General features: G+C 64.8%; 24 protein-coding genes. 13 read left to right on the top strand and 11 right to left on the bottom strand.

Annotated elements, in window-relative coordinates; translation table 11 throughout:
- The first annotated feature begins 41 nt into the window (after positions 1-41).
- From ASE52_RS00545 to ASE52_RS00530, 4 genes are all read left to right on the top strand, one after another.
- Positions 42-536, top strand: coding sequence for an Lrp/AsnC family transcriptional regulator (locus ASE52_RS00545; protein ID WP_010460153.1), 495 nt, complete (start codon positions 42-44; stop codon positions 534-536).
- 86 nt (positions 537-622) lie between these two features.
- Complete coding sequence (locus tag ASE52_RS00540) at positions 623-1009, top strand: (2Fe-2S)-binding protein (protein ID WP_057222986.1); 387 nt, start codon at positions 623-625, stop codon at positions 1007-1009.
- Positions 1006-2394, top strand: a complete 1389-nt coding sequence (locus ASE52_RS00535; RefSeq protein WP_057222984.1) for an FAD/NAD(P)-binding oxidoreductase — start codon at positions 1006-1008, stop codon at positions 2392-2394. The genes ASE52_RS00540 and ASE52_RS00535 overlap by 4 nt, the downstream gene beginning before the upstream one ends.
- The gene (locus ASE52_RS00530; protein ID WP_057222982.1) at positions 2391-3575 is read left to right on the top strand and encodes an FAD-binding oxidoreductase; all 1185 of its coding nucleotides are present in this window, start codon (positions 2391-2393) and stop codon (positions 3573-3575) included. The genes ASE52_RS00535 and ASE52_RS00530 overlap by 4 nt, the downstream gene beginning before the upstream one ends.
- A 59-nt stretch (positions 3576-3634) precedes the next feature.
- Here ASE52_RS00530 and ASE52_RS25890 read toward each other — a convergent pair whose 3' ends face one another.
- Positions 3635-3805 carry a hypothetical protein gene (locus tag ASE52_RS25890; protein ID WP_010460146.1) on the bottom strand — a complete coding sequence of 57 codons (171 nt, stop codon included), beginning with the start codon at positions 3803-3805 and terminating at the stop codon, positions 3635-3637.
- A 7-nt stretch (positions 3806-3812) separates the two neighbouring features.
- Positions 3813-4556, bottom strand: coding sequence for a sulfite exporter TauE/SafE family protein (locus ASE52_RS00525; RefSeq protein ID WP_082606794.1), 744 nt, complete (start codon positions 4554-4556; stop codon positions 3813-3815).
- Between the two features lie 86 nt (positions 4557-4642).
- On the opposite strand from ASE52_RS00525, the gene ASE52_RS00520 reads away from it, so the two are divergent.
- Positions 4643-5557 (top strand): LysR family transcriptional regulator, encoded by a 915-nt coding sequence (locus ASE52_RS00520; protein ID WP_057222980.1) that lies wholly within the window; start codon positions 4643-4645, stop codon positions 5555-5557.
- A 271-nt stretch (positions 5558-5828) separates the two neighbouring features.
- The gene (locus ASE52_RS00515; RefSeq protein ID WP_347230953.1) at positions 5829-6125 is read left to right on the top strand and encodes a GNAT family N-acetyltransferase; all 297 of its coding nucleotides are present in this window, start codon (positions 5829-5831) and stop codon (positions 6123-6125) included.
- A gap of 284 nt (positions 6126-6409) precedes the next feature.
- Here the strand turns inward: ASE52_RS00515 and ASE52_RS00510 are convergent, their stop codons facing one another.
- From ASE52_RS00510 to ASE52_RS00500, 3 genes are all read right to left on the bottom strand, one after another.
- Positions 6410-6955, bottom strand: a complete 546-nt coding sequence (locus tag ASE52_RS00510; protein ID WP_057222978.1) for a GNAT family N-acetyltransferase — start codon at positions 6953-6955, stop codon at positions 6410-6412.
- On the bottom strand, positions 6952-7590 hold the full coding sequence (locus ASE52_RS00505) for a helix-turn-helix domain-containing protein (RefSeq protein WP_057225037.1): 639 nt from the start codon (positions 7588-7590) through the stop codon (positions 6952-6954). Before ASE52_RS00505 ends, ASE52_RS00510 begins: the two co-directional genes overlap by 4 nt.
- Positions 7591-7694: 104 nt before the next feature.
- Positions 7695-8591 (bottom strand): LysR family transcriptional regulator, encoded by an 897-nt coding sequence (locus ASE52_RS00500; RefSeq protein WP_057222977.1) that lies wholly within the window; start codon positions 8589-8591, stop codon positions 7695-7697.
- 86 nt (positions 8592-8677) lie between these two features.
- Between ASE52_RS00500 and ASE52_RS00495 the strand changes: the two genes are divergently transcribed.
- Positions 8678-9715 (top strand): sodium-dependent bicarbonate transport family permease, encoded by a 1038-nt coding sequence (locus ASE52_RS00495; RefSeq protein ID WP_057225036.1) that lies wholly within the window; start codon positions 8678-8680, stop codon positions 9713-9715.
- 111 nt (positions 9716-9826) lie between these two features.
- Here ASE52_RS00495 and ASE52_RS00490 read toward each other — a convergent pair whose 3' ends face one another.
- The 5 genes from ASE52_RS00490 to ASE52_RS00470 all read right to left on the bottom strand — a co-directional run bounded on the left by ASE52_RS00490 (position 9827) and on the right by ASE52_RS00470 (position 14502).
- Positions 9827-10180, bottom strand: a complete 354-nt coding sequence (locus ASE52_RS00490; protein ID WP_010460134.1) for a cupin domain-containing protein — start codon at positions 10178-10180, stop codon at positions 9827-9829.
- 47 nt (positions 10181-10227) lie between these two features.
- Complete coding sequence (locus ASE52_RS00485) at positions 10228-11439, bottom strand: amidohydrolase (RefSeq protein WP_140426163.1); 1212 nt, start codon at positions 11437-11439, stop codon at positions 10228-10230.
- An 8-nt stretch (positions 11440-11447) separates the two neighbouring features.
- On the bottom strand, positions 11448-12146 hold the full coding sequence (locus ASE52_RS00480; RefSeq protein WP_057222973.1) for an HAD-IA family hydrolase: 699 nt from the start codon (positions 12144-12146) through the stop codon (positions 11448-11450).
- Between the two features lie 210 nt (positions 12147-12356).
- Entirely contained in the window at positions 12357-13538 is a 1182-nt protein-coding gene (locus ASE52_RS00475; RefSeq protein WP_057222972.1) for a PA0069 family radical SAM protein, read from the bottom strand.
- Between the two features lie 64 nt (positions 13539-13602).
- Entirely contained in the window at positions 13603-14502 is a 900-nt protein-coding gene (locus ASE52_RS00470) for a LysR family transcriptional regulator (protein WP_198928044.1), read from the bottom strand.
- An 89-nt stretch (positions 14503-14591) separates the two neighbouring features.
- Here ASE52_RS00470 and mdlC point away from each other — a divergent pair, with 89 nt between their 5' ends.
- From mdlC to ASE52_RS00450, 4 genes are all read left to right on the top strand, one after another.
- Positions 14592-16217, top strand: a complete 1626-nt coding sequence (mdlC, locus tag ASE52_RS00465; RefSeq protein ID WP_057222968.1) for a benzoylformate decarboxylase — start codon at positions 14592-14594, stop codon at positions 16215-16217.
- A 94-nt stretch (positions 16218-16311) separates the two neighbouring features.
- Positions 16312-17313 (top strand): tripartite tricarboxylate transporter substrate binding protein, encoded by a 1002-nt coding sequence (locus ASE52_RS00460; protein ID WP_057222967.1) that lies wholly within the window; start codon positions 16312-16314, stop codon positions 17311-17313.
- Positions 17314-17385: 72 nt separating this feature from the next.
- The gene (rnk, locus tag ASE52_RS00455; RefSeq protein ID WP_057222965.1) at positions 17386-17799 is read left to right on the top strand and encodes a nucleoside diphosphate kinase regulator; all 414 of its coding nucleotides are present in this window, start codon (positions 17386-17388) and stop codon (positions 17797-17799) included.
- Between the two features lie 178 nt (positions 17800-17977).
- Positions 17978-18358, top strand: coding sequence for a hypothetical protein (locus tag ASE52_RS00450; RefSeq protein WP_057225034.1), 381 nt, complete (start codon positions 17978-17980; stop codon positions 18356-18358).
- Positions 18359-18513: 155 nt separating this feature from the next.
- Here ASE52_RS00450 and ASE52_RS00445 read toward each other — a convergent pair whose 3' ends face one another.
- A complete protein-coding gene (locus tag ASE52_RS00445; protein WP_057225032.1) occupies positions 18514-19641 on the bottom strand; it encodes an acyltransferase in 1128 nt (375 codons plus the stop codon).
- A gap of 187 nt (positions 19642-19828) precedes the next feature.
- Here ASE52_RS00445 and ASE52_RS00440 point away from each other — a divergent pair, with 187 nt between their 5' ends.
- Entirely contained in the window at positions 19829-20389 is a 561-nt protein-coding gene (locus ASE52_RS00440; RefSeq protein WP_057222964.1) for a GbsR/MarR family transcriptional regulator, read from the top strand.
- 2 nt (positions 20390-20391) lie between these two features.
- Positions 20392-21759, top strand: a complete 1368-nt coding sequence (locus ASE52_RS00435) for a cytochrome ubiquinol oxidase subunit I (RefSeq protein WP_057222962.1) — start codon at positions 20392-20394, stop codon at positions 21757-21759.

Raw genomic sequence — 21759 nt, 5'->3', positions numbered from 1 at the left:
AGAATGGAAGCATTTTCTTCTTCACGCCCCCGCACACCATGATGAACGAAGCCTTCAAGATCGACCGCCTGGATTTGCGCATCCTGGCGCAGCTGCAAAAGAACGGGCGAATGACCAATGTGGACCTGGCCGACGCAGTCGGCCTGTCGCCCAGCCCCTGCCTCATCCGCGTCAAGCGGCTGGAGCAGGCGGGCTACATCGCAGGCTACGGCGCACACCTGCGGCTGGAAAAACTGGGCGACACGCTCACCGTGTTCACCGAGGTGACCCTATCCGACCACCGCCGCGAGGACTTTGCCCGCTTCGAAGCCGCGCTGCGCGAGGTGGACGAGGTGCTCGAATGCCATCTGGTGAGCGGCGGCTACGACTACCTGCTGCGTTTTCTGACCCGTGGCGTGAACCACTACCAGGAAGTGATCGAAGACCTGCTGGAGCGCAACCTGGGCATCTCCAAGTACTTCAGCTACATCGTCATCAAGTCGCCCTTCATCAAAACGCACTGCCCCATCGAACGCCTGTTTCCGCACCAGCGCTGATGCACTGATGCGCCGATGCACTGATTCGCGAATGCACGGATGACCTGAAGCCCTGATCCAGCGCTGCCCCACCGGCACACCTACCCATGTCTGCACCCGCCCACACACCACCACCGCGCTTTGTGCGGCTGGCCGAGGCCGACCGGCCCGCCATCCCCCTCGCCATTGACGGCCAGCCCTGCACCGCCCTCGAGGGCGACACCCTGCTGGTCGCCCTGATGTGCAATGGCCGCCGTGCCCGCGACAGCGAGTTTGGCGACGGCCCGCGCGCAGGCTTTTGCCTGATGGGCGCTTGCCAGGACTGCTGGGTGTGGACCCCGGGCGGCGAGCGACTGCGCGCCTGCTCCACGCCCGCCACGGCAGGCATGGCCGTGCTGACGCGCCCCCCGGCGCTGCACTGGCCCATGACCCAGGACTTGCGGGAATCCCTGGCCCGCCACGGCCAGCCTGTGTCCACCGGGAACACCCCATGACAGCCCCCCGCATCGTCATCGTAGGCACTGGCCCCGCCGGCGTGCGCGCCGCCCAGGCCGTGGTCGAAGCCGGCCTGCGCCCCACCGTGGTGGACGAAAGCCGCCGCGACGGCGGCCAGATCTACCGCCGCCAGCCCGATGGCTTCAAGCGCCCGTACAGCAAACTCTATGGCACCGAGGCCGACAAGGCCCAGGCCCTGCACAGCAGCTTTGATGCCCTGCGCCCCCACATCGACTACCGGCCCGACACCCTGGCCTGGAACCACACGGCAGGCGAGCTGCATGTGGTGAGCAACAGTGAGCCCGCCACGCTGGCGTATGACGCGCTGCTCATCTGCTCCGGCGCCACCGACCGGCTCATGCCCGTGCCCGGCTGGCACCGCGCGGGCTGCTACAGCCTGGGCGCATCGCAAATTGCGCTCAAGGCACAGGCCTGCGCCATTGGCTCACAGGTCGTCTTCATGGGCAGCGGGCCGCTGCTGTATCTGGTGGCCTCGCAGTACGTGCAGGCTGGCGCCAAAGTGGCCGCCGTGCTCGACACCGCACCAGCACGCAAGCCCTGGAAAGCCCTCATCGGCCTGCTGGCCCGGCCCACTCTGGCGCTGCGCGGGCTGGGTTTGATCCGCAGCCTGCGCGCTGCAGGTGTGCCCGTGCTGCAAGGAGCAACCCCCGTGCAGATCGACGGCGACGACGCCCTGGGCGTGCAGGCCGTCACGGTGCGCACTGCCCAGGGTCAGCCACGGCGCTTTGAATGCGATGCCGTGGGCCTAGGCTGGCACCTGCGGCCCGAGACCCAACTGGCCGATCTGGCCCAGTGCGAATTCGCGTTTGAACCCCTCAGCCGCCAGTGGCTGCCCCGCATTGACGAAGATGGCCGCAGCACCACCAAGGGCGTGTACCTGGCGGGCGACGGCACGCGCATTCTGGGCGCCGATGGGGCCGAGGCTGCTGGCCGCCTGGCTGCGCTGGCCGCATTGAGCGACGTAAGCCATGCTGCAGGCCAGGCCGCCTTCCGCGCTCAGGCCCCCCACCTGCGTGGCACCCTGGCCCAGATGGACCGCTTTCGCCAGGGGCTGGTGCACGCCTTTCCCTGGCCACACCAACAAGCCGCCACCCTGCCCGACGACGCGATGGTGTGCCGCTGCGAATCGGTGACGGCGGGCGAGCTGCGCCGTTGCGTGACCGAACTGGACAGCCAGGAAGTCAACCGCGCCAAGGCCTTCAGCCGCGTGGGCATGGGCCGCTGCCAGGGGCGCTTTTGTGGTCACGCGGCAGCCGAGGTCATCGCTCACACCTGCCGCATTCCCATTGAACAGGTGGGCCGCCTGCGCTCGCAAGCGCCCGTCAAACCCCTGATGATGAACACCCGCGAGGTGCAGCCATGAGCAGCGCACACCCTCATCCGAGCCCATCCACCACGCAAGAGAGCGATGTATTGGTGCTGGGAGGCGGCCTCATGGGCACCACCACCGCCTTCTTCCTGCGTCAGCATGGCAAATCCGTCACGCTGCTGGAGCGCGAGCTGGTGGGCCGGCAGGCCAGCGGCACCAACTTTGGCAACGTGCGCCGCCAGGGCCGCGAGCTGCACCAGCTGCCCCTGGCCAACCGCGCCCGCGCCGTGTGGGGCCGCCTCCGCGAGCTGCTGGGAGAAGACGCCGAGTTTGTGCCCTATGGCCACCTGCGCGTGTGCTACACCGAAAAGCAGGCCGCCATCATCGAAAAGCACACGCACGACGTGAGGCCCTACGGCCTGCACCTGGAGATGGTCACCGCCGAGCAACTGCGCACGCGCTGGGGCATCTTTGCGCCGGGCGTGGTGGCGGGCTCTTACTCGCCCGAAGACGGCCACGCCAACCCGCGCCTGGCGGGCCCCGCTTTTGCCCGCGCCGCCCGCCGCGCCGGGGCGAACATCGTGGAGCATGCCGAGGTACTGAAGGTGGAACACGATGGCCACGGCTTTACCGCCCACACCGCCGATGGCCGCCGCTACCGCGCAGCGCAAATGCTGGTGGCCTGTGGCGCCTGGTCCAACCGCATGGCCGAGCAGTTTGGCGAAAGCGTCTACCTGGAACCACGCGGCCCCCAGATGGGCGTGACCGAACCTCTGCCCTACGCCATCGGCCCGTCCATCGGCCTGTCGTCACCCATCGAGCACGAAGGCCTGTACTTCCGCCAGATTTCGCGCGGCAACATCGTGTTTGGCGGCGGCCTCAAAGGCCCGGCCTATGCCGACCGCATCCGCGCCTACGCCAGGCCGGACAACATCCTGCGCCAGCTGCGCGAACTGCGCCGCTTTGTGCCGGCTTTCGAGCAGGTGCAACTCATCCGCGTGTGGAGCGGCATCGAGGGTTACACCCCCGACTGGCAACCCATCATGGGCCCTAGCGCCAAAGTGCCCGGGCTGCACTACGCGTTCGGCTTCAATGGCGAAGGCTTTGCCATCAGCCCCGGCGTGGGCGAGACCATGGCGGAGTTGATGGCGACGGGGTACACGGAGATCCCGCTCTCGCCTTATTCGATTGGCCGCGCCGGGGCGCAGAGGACAGAGGCCGTGAAAGCAGCTTGAAATTGACGTGGGGGCAGCTCAGCCCCAGTCGTTGCTTCACACCCCGTCCCGCCCATCACTCAGGCCTTGAGCAGCGCAACGCGTGCCTCGTCCAGCACCTCGACAAGTTCTGCAGCAACGAACCCTGCATTTTCACTATCGCACGGTTGGACGTTCTGAAGCACCAGCGCCAACCGATACGCCCGCTCTAGCAGGGCGGCAGCCGCCTGCAAATTCGCAACGGGGCTCATGCCCGCCTCATCCGGCCTGCACGAGGTTGGCAACCCCGAGTGCAGTAAAGACCAAGAACAGCGTTTTCTGGAAAGCCGGTCCCGCGAGCCGGCCGCGCAACACCTCGCCGAATGTCAAACCAGCAAACGCCCCCATCAATGCGCCGCACAGTGCACCCCCCATCGACACCGACCACCATTCGGCCTGCGTTGACGCATGCAACCGCGCTCCCAACGCCAAGGTCGCCACGGTGAATGAAAGACCCAGGGCCTGCACCATTTCGTCCTTCTGCAGCCGTAAAGATTGCAGGTAGGGAACCCAGGGCACCACGAAGACGGAGGTTTGCGAAGTGAAGAACCCCGTTGCAGCCCCCACCACTGCGCCGGCCCAGCGCCCCCACCCCGAAAGGTCCGGCAAGGTGGGCCGCCACAGGCCCCACAACCCATAACAGACCAGCACGGCGCCCAGCCAACGGCCGGCAGAGCCACCGACCCCTCCCGCGCCGAGGCCAGGCGTGAAAGCCGTGACCGCCACGATCGCGGCCCATCCCGGCCACAGGCGCCGGGCAAGTGGCCACAGGTGCGGCCCCCGACACTGCGCGATGTTGGTCGCCAGTGATGGAAGCACCAGCAGTGCCGTCGCCTGCGCTGGCGCCATCCACAGCCCCAGCAGACTCACGGCCACCGTCGGCAGTCCCATGCCGGTAATGCCTTTCACACCGCCCGCCAGGGCGAACACCAAGACCACGAGCAGCACCTGATTGGTTTCCATGGCGGCATGGTGTCGGTCGCACGGTGCCTTGTCCATTCAGTAGATCACCGCCTATCCTTCGGCTTTTCAAGAGGAAGACGACGACCATGGTTATCGCCACCCGCCGCACCACAGACTACCGCGTGAATCCTTTCGACCTGCACCTCTTCTCGGCGGTGGTGGAGCACGGCACCATCACCTCGGCCGCCGAAGCGGTGAATTTGTCGCTCGCAGCGGCCAGTGCACGACTCAAGGCACTGGAGGCGGCCACTGGAGCCCGTCTGCTGGACCGTTCGAAAGCCGGTGCGGTACCCACCGACGCAGGCCGGGCCTTTGCACGCCACGCCAGCCGGGTGCTGGCAGAGCTGGAGTCCCTGCACGTCGAGATGGCGAGCTTTGGCAACGGCTTGCGCGGCACCGTGCGCCTGCTTTGCAATACCGCAGCGATGTCGGAGGCCCTGCCACGCGTACTCGGGCATTTCCTGGTCAGCAACCCCGAGCTGGATGTCGATGTGCAAGAGCTTTCCAGCGATGCCGCGCTGGATGCGCTGCGCCGTGGAACGGCAGACCTCGGCATCCTGGCGGACTATGTAGACACATCGGGGCTTGTTGTGCAGCCCTGGAAGGACGACCGCCTTGTGGCACTCCTGCCCCGGCGCGGGCCCTGGGGCTCGCAGCGTTCCCTAGCTTTTGGCGAGCTGCTGCAGCATCCGCTGGTGGGCCTGTCCCGCGACAGCGGGCTCAGCCGCTTCCTCGCATCCCAGGCAAGCCGCAGTGGCCGTGTCCCGCGCCACCGCGTAAGGCTTGGCGGCTTTGACGCCATTGCACACATGGTGGCGGCCGGTGTGGGTGCAGCGGTGGTTCCGGAGAGCGCAGCGTCGCGCTTCAGCGATCCAAAGAAAACCCGAATTGCTGCGCTGTCTGACACGTGGGCCCGAAGGAAACTGCTCATCTGCATGACACCGCAGGGCGCCGAGCTCACAGGTGTCAGTGCGCTCGCCGAAGCACTTGCGAGTTCTTGACCCGGATCTCTGCGAGCCAGAAGACGATGTGCATGACGAAAGAAAAACAAGGTTCCAGTGGTGACCAAAAATGCATTTCAAGTGCTCTGCAATATCCAATCACCGCGGTCATTTGCGCCATACTCGAATCCGCTTAGCGAAAGCTCGTACGGATACTGCGGCAATCATTTCGGGTTCATGGACCGGGCCGATTTGATCGAACGGCGCAGGGGACCATAGAGCTTGCTTTTTTCGTCCCTCCGCCAGGCCACACAACACCCACCCTGTCCACATGAAAGCCATGGAACACACCATCAAACACCAGGAGCACGACGCCAAAGGAGCCTTCTATCTGGAGAAGGACAGTCAGCGCCTTGCCGAGATGACTTATAGCCGCACCAACGCAACGATGGTCATCGTGGACCACACCGAGGTGGACCCTTCGCTCAGCGGACAGGGCGTGGGGCGCGCGTTGCTGGGCGCACTGGTCCAGTGGGCCCGGACGACGGGCACGAAGGTGGTTCCGCTGTGCCCATTTGCCAAGGCACAGTTTGATAAGGACGAGTCTATTCGGGACGTACTGGTCTGAGACGGAAGATGCTATTGAATAGATAGCTTTTAACGCTTTACAGATAAGCGCTGGAGGCCAATTTCGTCTTATTTTCAAATGCTGCTTGCTACCTGAAAAACAGGGCTCGATTACGCAGTTTGTGGAAAGGATCTGCTCAGGGCCCAACGCAGTCGGTCACAGGTTCTGGCGAGCGGTCATCCGGCGCGCGCAAAAAATGAATGACCAGCCCCAAGACGGAGCTGAGGAAATTGACGCGTCCTCAACCGTCTTGACGAGTGAGAAGCTTGGCCCCGCCGTGGTGCCTAGCCATCAACCGGCATTGCCGGAGATGCCAATAGCAGCTGATAAAAGGCGGCGTCCAACCACTTTCCAAACTTGAACCCGACCTCTTTGAATGTACCGGCATGGGTAAAGCCAAGTCCCTGATGCAGCGCGATGCTGCCTTTGTTGCTTGCGTCGATGCAACCAACCAATGCGTGCACCATGTCGCTCGCACGCGCACGGTCTATCAACTCAACCATCAGCGTCTTGCCAAGGCCCCGTCCTCTGTGCTCATGGTGCACATACACGCTATGTTCCACCGTGTACTTGTACGCTGGGAAAGCGCGGAAAGTTCCCCAACTTGCAAAGCCGACCAGTTGCCCCGTTGAGTCGATTGCACCGACAACAGGAAAGGCTTTCGCACGCTTTGTCGCGAACCAGGTGCTCATTGCCTCCGGTTGGCGCGGCACGTAGTCGTAGAGTGCGGTGGAGTTGACGATCGCCTCATTCAGGATTTCTAGAATCGCGCCCGCGTGTTCTTCTTCTGAGCAGTCAATCAGCCTCAGGCTTTGGTCCGTGATGGTCATGTCGTTGTCCTTGCTTGTATCAGTTGGATTGGCGCTGGATCACAGATCGCAACGATGTACTCAGCGGCCCGCGTTGTTGGGTTTGCGTAAACGAGCGGTCGATCAAGGCGCATGGCGAGACAGTCTCCGCTTCTGAGGGAAAACAGCTGGTCGCCCAACGTGACCTCGATCTTCCCTTGCATGACCCAAACCTGTTGCTCCTGCGCGGGTTTTCTCGCGCCCGACTCGTAAGTCACTCTGGCACCAGCGGGTAAGTGCACTTCTACGATTTGGATAGGAGTGGGCCAGTTTGGTGGGGTCAAGGCCCGGCGCATGTAGCCAGATTCCGGGTCCTTCCAGATCAATTGATCAGAACGGCGCGAGAGAGGTTCTAACTCGGCAGCAGCGTCATCTGGACCAAAAAGGGCCGCCATCGATACACCGAGTCCAGCGGCCAATTTTTCAAGAGTGGCTGCAGTGGGGCTTGCCTCGCCGCGCTCAATCAGCGAAATCATCGATTTGCTGACCCCACATTGCGCGGTCAATGCATCCAACGATGCGCCTCGCAGGGCACGTAGTTCACGTACCCGGCTAGCTATCCGCAAATTAATGTCCGGCTGCTTGGCACTTCCGTTCGGTGATTTTTTGTTCTTCATGCTGGACAAAGTATCCAACATATTGGATTTCATCGTCAAGCGCTTGTGGTGATGAGCGGCACCTCCTGGCCAGGTACAGCCGTTCGAGCGAAAAGACGGCACTCTCACCTGCCCATCCACCCCTCGACCTCTCCCATCAAATGCCCCCGAAACACCTCCGCAATCGGTGACAGCTGTTTGCCCTTGGGCCAGACCAGGTGCCATTGCGACTGGATGGGGAAACCCGACACGTTGAGCACGGCCAGCCCTTCATGGTGGGGGCCAAGGCTGTGGAGGGAGACGATGGAGACGCCCAGTTGGCCTTCCACCGATTCCTTGATGGCCTCGTTGCTGCCCAGCTCCAGCACGGCGCTGGGGGTAAAGCGAAGCTGGCGCAGGTGCGCGTCCGTGGCCATGCGGGTGCCGGAGCCTTTTTCGCGCAGGATGAAGCGCTCTTCCTGCAATTGCTCCAGCCGGATGCGTTTTTTGGCGGCCAGCTTGTGGCCTGCAGGGGCAATGACGACCAGGGGGTTGGGCATGAGGATCTGGTCCTCCAATGGCAAGTCGGCGGGCGGCATGGACATGACGTAGAGGTCGTCCTGGTTGGCGCGCAGGCGCGTGATGACGTGGTCGCGGTTGAGCACTTCGAGCGAGATGTCGATCTGCGGATGCAGCTTGCAGAAGCTGCCCAGCAGGCGGGGCACAAAGTACTTGGCGGTGCTGACCACGGCGACCTTGAGGCGCCCGCTGGTGAGGCCCTTGGCGCCTGACACCCGTTGCTCAAACGCATCCCACTCGCCCGCAATGGCGCGCGCGGTGCGGGCCAGGGCGTGGCCCGCCTCGGTGAGGTGCACGCGGCGCGAGATGACTTCGTACAGCGGCAGGCCCACGGCCTGGGTCACTTCGCGCAGCTGCATGGAGGCGGTGGGCTGGGTGACATGCATGACCCGGGCGGCGGCGCTGACGCTGCCGGTTTCGGCCAGTGCCAGAAAAAGGCGAAGCTGGCGAAAGGTGATTTTCATAGATTTTTATCTATAGATAAGCACAATCAAATCGATTTTACTTTGCACCCAGCCCTGCATAGCATTGCCGCCCAAGGAGTTGAATGATGCAAAGCTTGCTGGACCCGGCGATCCTGTTTTTTGCCCTGGGCGTATTTGCGGGCCTGGTGCGGTCGAACCTGGAGATGCCCACAGCCATCTCGAAGTTCTTGTCCATCTACCTGCTGATGGCGCTAGGTCTCAAGGGCGGGTTTGCGCTGGCAGCGTCTGGATTTACGCCCAGCGTGGCCAGCAGCCTGGGGCTGGCGGTGCTGCTGGCCGTGGTCGTGCCGCTGATGGGCTTTGTGTTGTTGCGGCGGGTGCTGTCGGGTTTCAACGCGGCGGCGGTGGCGGCCACGTATGGGTCAGTCAGCGCGGTGACGTTTGTGACGGCCACGCAGTACCTGGAGTCGCAACACATTGCCTACGGTGGCTACATGGCGGCGGCGATGGCGCTGATGGAGTCGCCCGCCATCATCCTGGCGGTGCTGCTGGCCAATGCCATGCGGCAAAAGCAGACGGTAGCCGCTAGCGCTCCGCAGGTGGTAGCAATGGCGGTTGCGGGTGCAGCCGCATTGGGCTGCCACAGCCCTGCCAAGGTGGGCCCCAGCCTGTCTGTGGGCAAGATCCTGCACGAGTCGTTTACCGATGGCACGCAGTTGCTGCTGCTGGGCGCGATGGTGATCGGCCTGCTGACGGGCGACGCGGGCAAGGTGGCCATGCAGCCGTTTTCGGGCGACCTGTTCAAGGGCATGCTGTGCCTGTTCTTGCTGGACATGGGTCTGTCGACCGCGCGGAACCTGCCTGCGGTGCGGCAACAGTCGCCTTGGCTGCTGGCGTACGCGGTGCTGGCCCCCATCATGCATGCGGCGCTGGCTCTGGGGCTGGCGTGGCTGGCAAATGTGCCCGCAGGTGACGCAGTGCTGCTGATGGTGCTGGCGGCCAGCGCGTCGTATATCGCCGTGCCTGCGGTGGTGCGCTATGCCATCCCGGAGGCGGACCCGTCGCTGTATGTGAGCCTGTCGCTGGGGGTGACGTTTCCGCTCAACATCGTGCTGGGCATTCCGCTGTACACGCAGATGGTGCAGCGGCTGTGGGTGGGGTAGCGCAGGCTTTGTGGTGCCACGCTCATTTAATATTATTTTTATAGCAATTAACGCTTTACCAATAAGCGCTGGAAGCCAATTTTCCTTGAATTTCGATACCCCGTAGGTAGCCTACTGCGCCACGATGAAGAACACCTTGCGCAGGGTTTGGGTGATGTGCCATTCGCCCGTGGTGTGGGCGGGGAAGAACAGCGTGTCGCCCGCCTGGATGTGCTGCGGCTCGCCGCCGGTGGGGGTGAAGGTGCAGGCACCGCTGACGATGTGCATGACTTCGGCGTTGGGCAACTGGCGTTCGAACCGGCCAGGGGTGCATTCCCAGATGCCGGTTTGGTGGGCGCCCACACCGGGCAGGTCGATGTCGAGGCCGCTGAAGGCGCACGGTGGCTGGGTGATGGGGCGTGCAGGGCCACCCTGCGTTTGCAGGCCGTTGACGGTGGCGGTGTTTTGAAGAATGGTGATGCTCATGGCGGGTGTCTGAAAAAACTGAGGCTGGCAAACCGTGCAAAGCAGGGTTAGCGGGATGTGGGCTGCGCCGCCAGGGCGCGGGCGGCGATTTCGCAAAACCAGCGCACCCCCAGGGGCAGCGCGTCGTCGTTGAAGTCGTAGCAGGGGTGGTGCAGGGAGCGTTCGCCCTCGGGACCGGGGCTCGCGCGGCCCTGGCCCAGCCACAGGTAGGCACCGGGCTTGCGCTGCAGCATGAAGGCGAAGTCCTCCGATGTGAAGGCAGCGCGGGGCGCCACCTCCGCCTGCAGGCCCACGGCCTGGGCAGCCTGCAGCGCCAGCGCAGCCTCGGCGGCAGTGTTGATGGTGGCGGGGTAGTAGCGCTGGTAGCTGACCTGCACCTCGGTGCCGCTGGCCAGGGCCACGCCCTGGGCGGTGGCGCGCAGGGCGGCTTCGATGCGGTCTTGCGCAGCGGCATCAAAGCTGCGCACGGTGCCGGTGATCTGCACCTCGGCGGGCAGCACGTTGTGGCTGTGACCGCCTTCGATGCGCGTGACGGACAGCACGGCCGATTCGCTGGGATCGATGCGCCGGGCCACGATGGTGTTGAGCTGCGCCACCAATTGGCTGGCGGCCAGGATGGCGTCGGGGGTGTGGTGGGGCTGGGCCGCATGGCCGCCCTTGCCCCGCACGGTGATGTCAAACCGGTCGGCCGCCGCCATGATGGGGCCGGGGCGCGTTTGCGCGTGGCCCAGGGGCAGATCGGGCCAGTTGTGCAAGGCATAGACGCTGTCGCACGCAAAGCGATCGAACAGGCCGTCTTCGATCATGCGGGCGGCCCCCGCCTTGCCCTCTTCGGCAGGCTGGAAGATGAACTGCACCGTGCCATACAAGCCCAGCGCCTGGTGGGTGCGGGCCAGCTGGCGCGCCGCACCGATGAGCATGCTGGTGTGGCCATCGTGCCCGCAGCCGTGGTGTGTGCCAGGGTGGCGACTGGTGTAGGCGTGCTGGCCCAGTTCCACCATGGGCAGGGCGTCCATGTCGGCCCGCAAACCTACGCTGGGGCCCGCACCGGCACCGCCGCAATGCAGCGTGCCCACGACGCCGGTGCCGCCCACGCCTTCGGCCACCTGCAGGCCCAGCAGGCGCAGCGATTGCGCCACGATGCCTGCGGTGCGGCGCTCTTCGTAGGCCAGCTCGGGGTGAGCGTGCAGGTCTTGCCGCAGGGCGACCAGATCGGGCAGCAGGTCTGCCACAGGCTCGGCCAGTGCGGCCACATCCAGCGCCTGGGTCATTGGCCCGCTTCCACGGCGTCCGCCAGTTGGGCCAGGGTGTGGAAGTGGTAGTCGGGCACGGTGTGCTCTGATTCGATGGTGCCGCCGGAACTGGCCAGGCCGTGGCGGCGTTCGATCCAGCAGGTGGTGATACCGAGCTTCTTGGAGATGCCGATGTCGTGGTACTGGCTTTGCGCCACGTGCAAATTGTCGGCCTGGTTGTAGCCCCAGGCGCCTTCGTAGCGGCCCCGGGCGTAGGCAAAGTAGCGGGCATCGGGTTTTTCGCACAGGGCGTCGTCGCAGCTGAGCAGCAGGTCAAACGGCGAGCCCAGTGTTTTCTGGAAGTGCTGCAACGCCCAGGTTTGCGCGTTGGTCATGGTCACAAGTTTGAAGCGCTTGTGCAGGCGGGCCAGGGCTTCGATGGAATCGGGGAACGCGGGCCACTGCGCGACCGAGTCGCGAAAGCCTTCGGCCAGCGCGTTGCTGTCGGGCAGGCCCAACTGCGGGGCGATGGCGTGCCAGCAGCGCACCAGGTCGTTGGGGTACCAGTCGGTGTCGGGGCTTTTGCGGGCGGCGCGGTAGGCGGCCAAAAACTGCTCATCGGTCACAGGGCTGGCGGGCACCGCCTGGCGCAGGTAGGCCAGCATGCCACCTTCAAAGTCGATCAGGGTGCCAACCACATCAAAGGTCAGCACTTTGAAATCACGCAAGGCCATGGGTACTCCTCAAATAAGCAAACTTTTGTCGACGCGGCCAGCGCCACATCGGGGTGTAAGAAGCTTAGGAGCGGGTGCCCGCCAGCGGGCACTGAACCAGCGGGGTGCCGCAGCAGCGAATTGCGTTTTTGGGGGCCTGCTGCGCAGATTGTGAGAAGGGCACCAGGGCAAGGCGTGGCGTCACCTTGGTGGTGCAGGGGAAGCAGGCTTCTAAAAAAGGCTGCCCTGCCCTCGCAGCAGCCCGGGCCTGAACTGGCCCAGGTCCAGGCCTTCGCGCTCGCGGTTCAGGCCCAGGCGGCGGCAGGTGGTGGCAAAACGCTGGCGCACCAGATCGGCCCACAGGCCGCTGCCTTTCATGCGGGAGGCAAAGTCGCTGTTGTAGGCCTTGCCTGCACCACGCTGCGCGTCCGTGAGGTTGTGCAGGTCTTGCACGCGCGCCATCACGCGGGCGGCGCGCTGCGGGTAGTGCACCGTGAGCCATTCGCGAAACAGGGTGTCCAGCTCCCACGGCAGGCGCAGCACGGTGTAGAAGGCGGTGCGCGCTCCCGCATCGCGAGCGGCCTCCAGCACCTGTTCCATGTCTTCGGTGATGAAGGGGATTTGCGGCGCCACACTCACGCCCACGGGCACACCCGCCTCGGCCAGCGCACGGATGGTGCGCAGGCGCCGGTGGGGCGCTGCGGCGCGCGGCTCCATGCGGCGGGCCAGGGCGGCATCGAGCGTGGTGATGGTGACGTACACCGCCGCCAGGCGCTGCGCGGCCAAGGGGGCGAGCAAATCCAGGTCGCGCTCCACGCCGCTGGATTTGGTGATGAGCGAAAACGGGTGGCGTGCGTCGCGCATCACCTCGATGAGGCTGCGGGTGAGCTTCAGTTCGCGCTCCACAGGCTGGTAGCAATCAGTGGCCGAGCCGATATTGATCAGCCGGGGCACGTAGCGCGGTGCGCTCAGCTCACTACGCAGCACCTCGGCAATGTTGTGTTTGGCCACGATCTGCGTTTCAAAGTCGAGCCCCGGCGAGAAGTTGAGGTAACTGTGCGTAGGCCGTGCGTAGCAGTAAATGCAGCCGTGCTCGCAGCCCCGGTAAGGATTGACGGACAGCTCGAAAAAGATATCGGGCGAATCGTTGGCGCAGATGGCACTGCGCGCGGTCTCCAGGTGCACCGTGGTAGCGGGCGTCGGCGCGCAGTCCTCATCATCATCACCATTTCCCTGCCCGCCAGCGTCCTGGCCAACGCGCCCCCAGCCATCGTCCACCACCTCCCGCACATCGCGCGTGAACCGGTGCGGCATGGCTGTGGCAGCACCCCTGCCACGGATGGCCTGGACCGGTATGCGTATTTCCACCGGCCCTTCTGGCAGGTCAGGATCGGTGGCGGAGTTGTGCCTCATAACTGTATAAATATACAGTTATTTAACTCGCCATGCACGCGCCGAGCCAGGAACGGCCGCAGCCCTACTCCCTGAAGAGTTTTTCGATCAACCCGCGCATCCACTGGTTGCCGGGGTCGCTTTCAAAACGGCGGCTCCAGTGCAGCGACACCGTGAAGTCACGCAGCGGCAGCGCGGGCTCGATGATGGTGTAGCCCGCGTCGGCGGCAAAGGTCTGGGCGATGTTGCGGGGCATGACCACGGCCAGGTCCGTGCCGCGCACAATGGAGGGCAGCGCCATGAAATGCTCGGTGGTCAGGCGCAGGCGGTCTTGCAGCTGTTGCATCTCCAGGATGCGCAGGGTGTCCGAGTGGGTGCGCACCGCCACAAACTCCAGTTGCCGCAGATCCTGGAGCAAGGCGGGCCCGCTGCGCCGGCGCTGGGTGAACGGATGGCCCGCGCGCAGAAGCACGATGTAGCGGTCCCGGAGCAGCTCCACGCGCTGGGTGTCTTTCACGGTGGGCAGAAAACCGAACGCAAAGTCGATGCGGCCGCTGTCGAGCAGGGGCGCAATGTCACTGCGCGGCGCGGGCTGCGTCTCCAGCCGCACACCAGGCGCCTGGGCCTGCAGGGCGGCCATCAGGGCAGGCAGAAATCGCCCCTCGCCGATATCGCTCATGTGGATGCGGAACACCTTGCGCGACTGCAGGGGGTCGAACAGGGCCGACTCGTTGAGGGCCTCTTCCAGCAAACCGAGCGCGCTGCGCACGGCGTCAGCCAGCCGGTCGGCCTTGGGGGTGGGCTGCACGCCGCCGCCCGCGCGCACAAAGAGCGGGTCTTTGATCAGCAACCGCAGCCGCGTCAGCGCCTGGCTGGCGGCCGGCTGGGTCAGGTCCAGCATTTCGGCGGCCCGGCTCACGTTGCGCGTGCGGTAGACCGCATCGAACAGCCGCAGCAGGTTGAGGTCGATGTCCTTGATATGCATTGATTGAATACTGCTTAGTCATTTCATTGTATTGATGGATAGAGCATGCAAGCCGAAGATCAAGGCCTTCATCACGCAACACCCCCGCCATGCACCAGGCCTCTCCTCAAAAAGCCGCAACCGCCACGCGCCCAGCATCCGTCCGCCCTTCGGTACGCGAGGTGGTGCTCGACCTGCTGCGTGGATTCCAGATCAACACCATCTTTGGCAACCCGGGCTCCACCGAGTTGCCGCTGTTCCTCGATTTCCCCAGCGACTTCCGCTACATCCTGGGCCTGCAGGAATCGGTGGTGGTGGGCATGGCCGATGGCTATGCGCAGGCCACCCACAACGCCGCGTTTGTGAACCTGCATTCGGCGGCCGGCGTGGGGCATGCCATGGGCAACATCTTCACGGCGCACAAGAACCGCACGCCCATGGTGATCACTGCAGGCCAGCAGGCCCGTTCCATCCTGCCGTTCGACCCATTCCTGTTCTCGGGCCAGGCCACCGAGTTGCCCAAGCCCTACGTGAAGTGGAGCGTGGAGCCCGCCCGCGCCGAAGACGTGCCGCTGGCCATTGCCCGGGCCTACTACATCGCCATGCAGCAGCCGCGCGGGCCGGTGCTTGTCTCCATCCCTGCCGACGACTGGGACAAGCCTTGCGAGCCGCTGAAGGCCCGCACGGTCAGCACCGAAACGCGGCCCGAGCCCCGCGTGCTGGACGCCATTGGCAACGCGCTGGACACCGCACAGCGCCCCGTGCTGGTGGTGGGTGCGGCGGTGGACCGAGATCACGCGTGGGATGCCGTGGTGCAGTTGGCCGAGCGGCACCACGCAGCCGTGTGGATTGCCCCCATGGCGGGCCGATGTGGTTTTCCGCAGGACCACCGTCTGTTCGCCGGGGTGCTGCCCCCCATGCGCGAGAAGATCGTGTCGTTGCTCGCGGGCCATGACCTCGTGTTTGCGCTGGGTGCCGCTGCCTTCACATACCACGTGGAGGGGTTTGGCCCCCATGTGCCACCCGGTGCACAACTTGTGCAACTTATCGAAGACCCCGGCACCGCCGCCTGGACGCCCGAAGGCACCTCGGCCGTGGGCGGCATCCGCCTGGGGGTGCTGGACCTGCTGGCACGCCCGGCACCACCGCCGCGCGCCCTGCCCCCACCCCGCCCGGCGCGACCGCGTATGGAACCCTCGGGGCCGCTGATGAGCGTTCCGTATGTGATGCAGTCACTGGCCGAGGTGCGCGACGCGGCGTCCATCGTGGTGGAAGAAGCCCCCAGCTCGCGCGCGGCCATGCAGGCCTACCTGCCCATTGTGCAGAGCGAAACCTTCTACACGATGTGCAGCGGTGGCCTGGGCTATGGCATGCCCGCCGCCGTGGGTGTGGCACTGGCCAAACCGGACAAAAAGGTGATCGGGCTGCTGGGCGACGGTTCGGCGATGTACTCCATCCAGGCCCTGTGGAGTGCGGCGCAGCTCAAGCTACCCATCACCTTCATCATCCTCAAGAACCGGCGCTACGCGGCGCTGCAGGAGTTCGCGCCCACCTTCGGATTCCACGAAGGCGACAAGCTCGAAGGCACAGACCTGCCAGACCTCGACTTCCTTGCGCTCGCCCGTGGCCAGGGCTGCGAGGCCGTGCGCGTGAGCGACCCCGCCTTGCTGCACCAGGTGCTGCGCGACGCACTGGCCAGCCAGCACGCCATCCTGGTCGAGGTAGATGTGGCCTGAAAGCCCCCACACGACCCGGCCCTCCCTGCTCACCGCATCACCCCGACACACCAGACCCGGCACAACCGGGCACTCACCTTGACCGGAGACAAACATGCAAACCGTACACAACCCGCCCGCCCCAACCACCCGCCACCTGCTGAGCGCGCTGGCGTGCGCCGCCGCCAGCCTGCTGCTCACCACCGCAGCCATGGCAGACACCTGGCCCAGCAAACCGATCAAGGTCATCGTCAATTTCCCCGCCGGAGGCGCAGCCGACCAGATTGCGCGCGCCGTCACCCAGCCCCTGCAGGCCGCACTGGGCCAACCGGTGGTGGTGGAAAACCGTGGCGGTGCGGGCGGCAACATCGGCGGGGAGGCCGTGGCCAAGTCCCCGGCCGATGGCTATACCTTGCTCATGAGCTCGGGCGGCATGGTGTCGGTCAACCCGCATCTGTATCCCAAGATGCCGTTTGATCCGGTCAAGGACCTGACACCCGTGGCCGCCGCAGCGCGGGTGCTGGTGTTTCTGGAGGTGAGGCCCTCGCTGCCGGTCAACACCATCCAGGAGTTTCTGGCCCATTTGAAGGCCAACCCTGGCAGGCTGAGCTTTGGCACTCCGGGCAATGGCAGCTCGCCCCACCTGGCGGCAGAGATGCTCAAGGCCCAGGCCAATCTGTTTGCGGTTCATGTGCCTTACCGGGGCGCGGCACCCGCCATGCAGGACCTGCTGGGGGGTCAGCTGGACTTCATGTTCGACCCCGGCATCGGCCTGCAGCACGTGAAGGCGGGCAAGCTCCGGCTGCTGGCCGTGGGCAGCGCCAGGCGCTCGCCCCTGTTCCCCGACGTTCCCACACTCGACGAAGTGGGCCTAAAGGGCTTTGACGCAGACACCTGGTTTGGCTTTTATGCACCCGCGGGCACTCCGCCCGACGTGGTCACACGCCTGAACCGGGAGATCAACAAGGTGCTGGGCACGCAGGCCGTCAAGGACCGCATCGCGGCGCTGGGCGGGGTACCCGCCCCCATGTCGCCCGCCGACTTCAACGCACGGGCCTCCATCGACAGCGCGCGGTTTGGCGCACTGATCAAGGCGCGCAACATCCAGGGAGATTGACCGCGCACGGCAGTGCGAGATTCGCGATGGTCTACAGTCCCGCGCTTTGCAACCACCTACCGAGGTACCGCCATGGCGCGCAAGCCCCAGATCATCCTGTCGTCGCTCGACGTTGACCGCATCGAGGCCCTGCTGGCCGCGATCCCGGCCAGCGTCTTTCCGGGAAAGGCCGAGTTGCAGGCAGAGCTGGACCGGGCAGACGTGGTGGCGCCCGAAGAAATTTCGCCCCATGTGGTCACGATGAACTCCACCGTGCAGTTCTCGATTCTGGAGACTGGCAAGGAGTTCTGCCTGACCCTGGTCTACCCGCGCGACATGGATGGCAGCACGGACAGGCTCTCGATCTTTGCGCCCGTGGGCAGCGCCTTGCTGGGCCTGGCGGTGGGCGATGAACTGGCCTGGCCCGGGCCTGGCGGCAAGTCGATGACGGTGCGGGTGAAAGACATCTTGTACCAGCCTGAAAGTGCGGGCGAGCTGCACCGCTGAATTTGTCCCCTGAGGCCCTACGGGCCCTCCCCTCGCTCCCGCATCGCTACGCTGAGCGCAGGGATACGCCGCCCTCGCCGCGGGGCAGCCCTTGCTCGGCGACCCTGGCCTGGAAAGCGCCGGTTTCGCAGGTAGGGGGTAGCGCGCAGTGCCATGTGCCGCGACAATGGCACCCGCCATGACCACGCCGCCCCCTCCAGATCCCACCGCGCTGCCTGAAACGTTCGATCCGGATTCCACCCTCGCATTCCAGCGGCGGATGGAACGGGCCCCCGAGTGGTTCTGCTCCTTCCTCGCCGGCAACAGCCGCGAGAAAAGCCGTCTCAAACGCGAAATGGCGACAATGAAAGGTTCTGTGGTGTGGCTCGTGCAGCAGCGGCGCCAAGGCAACTGGGACGCCACGGAACGCGCCCATTTGCGCGATGTGATGCGGTCAGCGTCTTCCGTCAGCCCCTACCTGTTCATCTGGGTGATTCCAGGATCGATGCTGCTACTACCCTTCATGGCATGGTTTCTGGACCAGCAACGCAAACGCCGCGAGCGCTTGCCGCCTATCTGACGCGTACTCCGGTTTTACCGCCCCCTTGCTGCCCACACGGTGTGAACACGTCCAAGGGCCGCCTCGCCGCACTGGCTGCGCCCTCCTTCCCCAATGTCGGAGCCATTCGGGAGAAGGGAGACGGTGCGCAGCGCCTCCGGGGAATGGTCCGAATGCTAGGCCCAGTTGTTCGAGACCGCCACCAACAAACCCGTGCCCACCAGTCCCGCCTGCCAGCGCAGGGCCGTGGCCCACGACGGCACATGCCGCTCCACCCGCAGGTACAAGAGTCGCCCCGCTGCGAGCGAAAGTGCAAAGGCCAGCAGCATGCCCAGCGCATTGAGCACCGGCGAGTCCGGCCACAGCTGGCTGACGACTGCGTTGACCAGCAGGCACACCGAGAAATGCACCAGGAAGACCGAGTAGGACATCTGTCCCAATTGCACCAGTGGCGCAATCCCTGTCCATGACCGCACACGCTCGGAGCGCATGGCGGCGACCAGGCAGAGCGCCGTGACAACGGCCACAGCAATGCGGCCCCGGAAATCCATCGCCAGCGCGGCACCACCCAGCAGCACCATGGCCGCCAGCCAGCCCTGCGCCTGGTGCCCATGGGGCGCCCGCACGGCCCAATACGCCAGCATGCCCAGCCCGTAGGCTCCAAAAAAATACAGCGCCCACATGTCGAGCGCCCCCATGCGGTTGAACACCCACAACGAAGCCGCCGTGCCCGCCACCACAAGCACCTGGGCCAGGGCAGCCGCATGCCGCCGCGCCCAGGCCCCTGGCAGCGCCTTGACGCCCGCAAGCAGCAGCACGGTCAACGCAAACAACTGGAAGTCGATGGCCACGTACCAGACCCCTGCGGACAACGCGTCTTCACCCACAATGTCCTGCAGCAGCAAGGCGTTCGCCAGCAATTGGGACAGCGTGGGCTGCTCAGGCACCGAAGGGTGCTCCATCCAGTGCCGGACCAGCGCGGACACCACCACCGACAGGAGCAATGCCACGGCATAAGGCACCACCAGCCGGACAAACCGTTTGGCAATGGCATTGCCCGCATGGTCAAAACGTGCCACACCCTGTGGCGCCAGGCTGGCGGCGGCCAGGTAGCCGCCCAGCACCAGAAACACCTGCACGGCCATGCGACCGTAGTCATACAGCCAGGCCATCAATGTGGGCGCCAGCGGATGGGCGATGTCTGACATCGGGCCGTAAAAGGCCAGGTGGTGCCAGACGATGGTGGCGCACGCCATGCCTTTGATCATGTCGATCAGCGGTGTGCGGGAGGTGGGGGAAGACATGTTGTTGTGGATGGACTCAACCAGCCAGGGCGCGGCATGGCCCTGGGGCAAACCCGGTATTGTCCTCTGTCAGGGGTTTTTTTGCATGCCCTTCGTGTCTCCGCCTTGTCAATGCGATGCACTCCATAATTTGCTGAATTTTCAGTAAATACTGAAAATTCAGTAAATTGGCGCACAATACGCCTCCATGACCTATGTCAAAACCCTTCCCCCCCTGAACCGCCAGTTCGTGGCCCACTTCGGCGAAATGGGCAGCCGCTGGGGAATCAACCGCACCGTGGGGCAGATGTACGCCCTCATCTTCCTGTCGCCGCGCCCGCTCAATGCGGACGAGATTGCCGAAACGCTGGAGTTCTCGCGCTCCAACGTGAGCATGGGGCTCAAGGAGCTACAGGCCTGGCGGTTGGTAAAACTGAGCCACCAGCCGGGTGACCGGCGCGAATATTTCGAGGCTCCCAAGGATGTGTGGGAGATCTTCCGCGTGCTGGCTGAAGAACGCCGCCGCCGCGAGATCGAACCCACCTTGTCGATGCTGCGCATGGCGCTGCTCGAAGAACCCTCCTCCGATGAGGAACGCCACGCCCAGGAGCGTATGCGCGAGATGCACGAACTCATCGACCGGCTCATGACCTGGTTTGACGATGTACAGCGCCTGGCGCCCGAGACGGCGATGCAGCTCATGGGCATGGGCACAGCCGTGACCCGCGTGCTCGAGTTCAAGGACCGGCTCACCGGCAAGGGCGGCTGAGCATGGATGCATTCACACTGTCGCGCATCCAGTTCGCGGCCAACATCAGCTTTCACATCCTGTTCCCCACCGTCACGATCGCGCTGTGCTGGTTTCTGGTGTTCTTTCGGCTGCGCCACACGGCCACACGGGGCACACCGGCCGCACAGGGCTGGGAGCAGGCTTACTACTTCTGGACCAAGGTGTTTGCGCTGACCTTTGCCATGGGTGTCGTGTCGGGCATCACGATGAGCTTTCAGTTCGGTACCAACTGGCCGGGCTTCATGGAGCATGTGGGCAATATTGCCGGACCGCTGCTGGGCTATGAGGTGCTCACGGCCTTCTTCCTGGAAGCCACGTTCCTGGGCATCATGCTGTTTGGCCGGGGGCGCGTGTCCGAGCGAGTGCACCTGATTGCCACGCTGATGGTGGCCTTTGGCACCACGCTGTCAGCCTTCTGGATCCTGAGCCTGAACTCATGGATGCAAACGCCCGTGGGCTACCAAATCATCGATGGCAAGTTCCACGCCGTGGACTGGTTGGCGATTGTGTTCAACCCGTCCTTTCCCTACCGGCTGGGCCACAAGCTGCTGGCATCGGCCCTCACCGCAGGATTTCTGATCGCCGGGGTGAGTGCCTGGCAGCTCATCAAGGGCGTGGCCAACGAAGGCACGCGCAAGGCACTGCGCACGGCCATCACCGCAGTGGCCATGGTGATCCCGCTGCAGATCTTCATGGGCGACCTGCACGGCCTGAACACGCTGGAACACCAGCCGGCCAAGATCGCCGCCATCGAAGGCATCTGGCATACCGAGAAGGGCGCGCCCCTGACGCTGTTCGGCCTGCCCAACGAAAAGGAAAGCCGCACGGACTACGCCCTGCAGATCCCCAAGGCTGCCAGCCTGATCCTGGCGCATGACATCGACGCGGAGCTGAAAGGGTTGAACGAGTTCCCCGGCGCCCATCCGCCGGTGGCGCCCGTGTTCTGGGGGTTCCGCGTGATGGTGGGCGTGGGCATGCTGATGCTTGCCGTGGCCTGGGTGGGTGCTTTTGTGCTGTATCGCCGCCGAAAGCAAGACCTGGCCACCCTGCCCCGGCCCCTGCTCGTCACGCTGGTGGGTATGGCATTTTCGGGCTGGGTGGCCACGCTGGCCGGGTGGTACGTGACCGAAATCGGCCGCCAGCCCTATCTGGTCTATGGCCTGTTCAAGACCGCCGACGCCGTGGCCCCACATGCGCCCGCCTTGGTCGCCAGCACGCTGGCCGCCTACCTCATCGTCTATGGGCTGCTGCTGGTCGCCTATGTGGGCGTGATCAAGTACATGGCCGAACACCCGGCCATGCCCACGCCTGCAGTGCCCCACCCCGCGCCGGCCCCTCGCACCGCTTAA

It is taken from the genome of Acidovorax sp. Root275, from assembly GCF_001428965.1.
Classification (GTDB): Bacteria; Pseudomonadota; Gammaproteobacteria; order Burkholderiales; family Burkholderiaceae_C; genus Acidovorax; species Acidovorax radicis.
The sequence above is the reverse complement of the archived record's forward strand: the minus strand, read 5'-3'. Positions and strand labels throughout refer to the sequence as shown.

What these genes read in the sequence shown, in the direction of transcription:
- ASE52_RS00450 (WP_057225034.1), top strand. Translation starts at nt 17,978, where the DNA reads ATGACCACGCCGCCCCCTCCAGATCCCACCGCGCTGCCTGAAACGTTC.
- mdlC (WP_057222968.1), top strand. Translation starts at nt 14,592, where the DNA reads ATGCACCAGGCCTCTCCTCAAAAAGCCGCAACCGCCACGCGCCCAGCA.
- ASE52_RS00470 (WP_198928044.1), bottom strand. Translation starts at nt 14,502, where the DNA reads ATGCATATCAAGGACATCGACCTCAACCTGCTGCGGCTGTTCGATGCG.
- ASE52_RS00520 (WP_057222980.1), top strand. Translation starts at nt 4,643, where the DNA reads ATGGTTATCGCCACCCGCCGCACCACAGACTACCGCGTGAATCCTTTC.
- ASE52_RS25890 (WP_010460146.1), bottom strand. Translation starts at nt 3,805, where the DNA reads ATGAGCCCCGTTGCGAATTTGCAGGCGGCTGCCGCCCTGCTAGAGCGG.
- ASE52_RS00535 (WP_057222984.1), top strand. Translation starts at nt 1,006, where the DNA reads ATGACAGCCCCCCGCATCGTCATCGTAGGCACTGGCCCCGCCGGCGTG.
- ASE52_RS00460 (WP_057222967.1), top strand. Translation starts at nt 16,312, where the DNA reads ATGCAAACCGTACACAACCCGCCCGCCCCAACCACCCGCCACCTGCTG.
- ASE52_RS00475 (WP_057222972.1), bottom strand. Translation starts at nt 13,538, where the DNA reads ATGAGGCACAACTCCGCCACCGATCCTGACCTGCCAGAAGGGCCGGTG.
- ASE52_RS00540 (WP_057222986.1), top strand. Translation starts at nt 623, where the DNA reads ATGTCTGCACCCGCCCACACACCACCACCGCGCTTTGTGCGGCTGGCC.
- ASE52_RS00500 (WP_057222977.1), bottom strand. Translation starts at nt 8,591, where the DNA reads ATGAAAATCACCTTTCGCCAGCTTCGCCTTTTTCTGGCACTGGCCGAA.
- ASE52_RS00505 (WP_057225037.1), bottom strand. Translation starts at nt 7,590, where the DNA reads ATGAAGAACAAAAAATCACCGAACGGAAGTGCCAAGCAGCCGGACATT.
- ASE52_RS00480 (WP_057222973.1), bottom strand. Translation starts at nt 12,146, where the DNA reads ATGGCCTTGCGTGATTTCAAAGTGCTGACCTTTGATGTGGTTGGCACC.
- rnk (WP_057222965.1), top strand. Translation starts at nt 17,386, where the DNA reads ATGGCGCGCAAGCCCCAGATCATCCTGTCGTCGCTCGACGTTGACCGC.
- ASE52_RS00510 (WP_057222978.1), bottom strand. Translation starts at nt 6,955, where the DNA reads ATGACCATCACGGACCAAAGCCTGAGGCTGATTGACTGCTCAGAAGAA.
- ASE52_RS00435 (WP_057222962.1), top strand. Translation starts at nt 20,392, where the DNA reads ATGGATGCATTCACACTGTCGCGCATCCAGTTCGCGGCCAACATCAGC.
- ASE52_RS00440 (WP_057222964.1), top strand. Translation starts at nt 19,829, where the DNA reads ATGACCTATGTCAAAACCCTTCCCCCCCTGAACCGCCAGTTCGTGGCC.
- ASE52_RS00490 (WP_010460134.1), bottom strand. Translation starts at nt 10,180, where the DNA reads ATGAGCATCACCATTCTTCAAAACACCGCCACCGTCAACGGCCTGCAA.
- ASE52_RS00530 (WP_057222982.1), top strand. Translation starts at nt 2,391, where the DNA reads ATGAGCAGCGCACACCCTCATCCGAGCCCATCCACCACGCAAGAGAGC.
- ASE52_RS00445 (WP_057225032.1), bottom strand. Translation starts at nt 19,641, where the DNA reads ATGTCTTCCCCCACCTCCCGCACACCGCTGATCGACATGATCAAAGGC.
- ASE52_RS00495 (WP_057225036.1), top strand. Translation starts at nt 8,678, where the DNA reads ATGCAAAGCTTGCTGGACCCGGCGATCCTGTTTTTTGCCCTGGGCGTA.
- ASE52_RS00545 (WP_010460153.1), top strand. Translation starts at nt 42, where the DNA reads ATGAACGAAGCCTTCAAGATCGACCGCCTGGATTTGCGCATCCTGGCG.
- ASE52_RS00515 (WP_347230953.1), top strand. Translation starts at nt 5,829, where the DNA reads ATGAAAGCCATGGAACACACCATCAAACACCAGGAGCACGACGCCAAA.
- ASE52_RS00525 (WP_082606794.1), bottom strand. Translation starts at nt 4,556, where the DNA reads ATGGAAACCAATCAGGTGCTGCTCGTGGTCTTGGTGTTCGCCCTGGCG.